A 1,312-nucleotide genomic window follows, 5' to 3' on the forward strand; every position below is an offset into this window, starting at 1 on the left:
ATCCGCTAGAAACCAGTGCTCACGCCGCAGGTGGTCAGAACCGACTCTGTTCGAGTCACGAGTGCGGCTGCGGTGTGGGTGTGGCGCAGGTGACGGTCACATCTCTGTACGTCGTAATCTGCACGTCCGCGCCGCTGGCCTTCACTGTGAGTGTGACCTGTGCGGCGTTCGTCGGGGCGGTGCAGACGACCTCGACGGTGTCTGGTCCGGCGGTAACGACGCTCACGGGCCCGGTGACGGTCGCCGAGTCGACGTCAACCTGACCGCCGGAGTTGTCGATAGTCTTTATCAGCGTGAACGTCGACCCGCCGACGACACCACTCGTCTCCGAGACTCGAACCCCAAACAGTGCATCTTCGTCCGGCACCACGTCCGCGCTCACGGTGCGGTCGGCCGTGGCGAAGCCGAACCCACCGGTGCCGGTGAGTACGAAAGCGGCGAGCAGTCCGACCACGACGACAAGCAGACCGGTTCGGCCGAGTGCGGTCATCGGTCTTGTCCAGTTCGCCACCGTCGGTCGTCGTCACGCCGCTCGGTGTCGAGACCTCCGCGACGACGGTGTCCGGGGCGTGGTCTTGGAGTTCCGGTGTCGTGAATTGCGACATCCAATCGACTACCTGCCGCGACACCTTGTGCAGACAATCGTGAACGTAGTCGCGTTCCGCTGTCTGTACGACCGATTCAAGCCCGGTTTGCCCAGCGGTCTGCATCCGCTTTCGCTTGGTGAAAAACTCGTGTCGCCGCTCTTTGATTGACGGATACGAAACCACGATTGAGTCTTTCACCTCTCCATTGCGATCCATTGCAGCAAGTGCCACACAATCCTCGTTGACATCAACGCCGACAACGGTATCTGCATCGTCCGGGCTTGCCACGTCACAGTCTTCTTTCGTGACGGTAACGTGGAGTCGCCATTCGTCGTGTTTGTGGACGACTTCGGCTGTCCCGACATGCCACTCAGCATTGTTCAACGCGGTTCGTAGTCGGTTAAACTGGTCGGGACTCCCCCGAAGCTCGCCTTTGACGTGACTGCGTGGTGCAGCACTGATTCTGAACTGAATGGCATCATTTTCAGGAAACAGGCGGTAGCCTTCGGTGTGATTCATCACCATCGGATACCGACCCTCAATGTATGGGTAGGGACGACCCCACCCGTCTGCTTTGTTATCGTGATACCGCTCAATCTCACCGAGAGCTTTGTCAACGATGAGTTGCGTCGTATTCTGGACGTGATCGGCGTTGTCAACAACGATTGATTTGATCTTGTCCCAGTCCCAGTGCTGCCGGTCAAGTCGATCACTTCATTGCGGAT

At 58.8% G+C, this 1,312-nt stretch carries 3 protein-coding genes; 1 reads left to right on the top strand and 2 read right to left on the bottom strand.

What is annotated here, in order from left to right:
* Window positions 1-263 (top strand): hypothetical protein (locus J07HQW2_RS09240; RefSeq protein WP_048075223.1); only part of this gene is annotated, 263 nt, incomplete at its 5' end.
* On the opposite strand, the gene J07HQW2_RS18270 is transcribed toward J07HQW2_RS09240, so the two are convergent.
* The gene (locus J07HQW2_RS18270; protein WP_303704043.1) at window positions 255-1,106 is read right to left on the bottom strand and encodes a hypothetical protein; all 852 of its coding nucleotides are present in this window, start codon (window positions 1,104-1,106) and stop codon (window positions 255-257) included. The two genes, J07HQW2_RS09240 and J07HQW2_RS18270, sit on opposite strands and share 9 nt — an antisense overlap.
* Window positions 1,106-1,312, bottom strand: a 207-nt coding sequence (locus J07HQW2_RS18275) for a hypothetical protein (RefSeq protein ID WP_303704044.1), incomplete at its 5' end; no start/stop codon positions are given. The genes J07HQW2_RS18270 and J07HQW2_RS18275, both read right to left, overlap by 1 nt.

Source organism: Haloquadratum walsbyi J07HQW2 (assembly GCF_000415985.1).
GTDB classification, from domain to species: domain Archaea; phylum Halobacteriota; class Halobacteria; order Halobacteriales; family Haloferacaceae; genus Haloquadratum; species Haloquadratum walsbyi_B.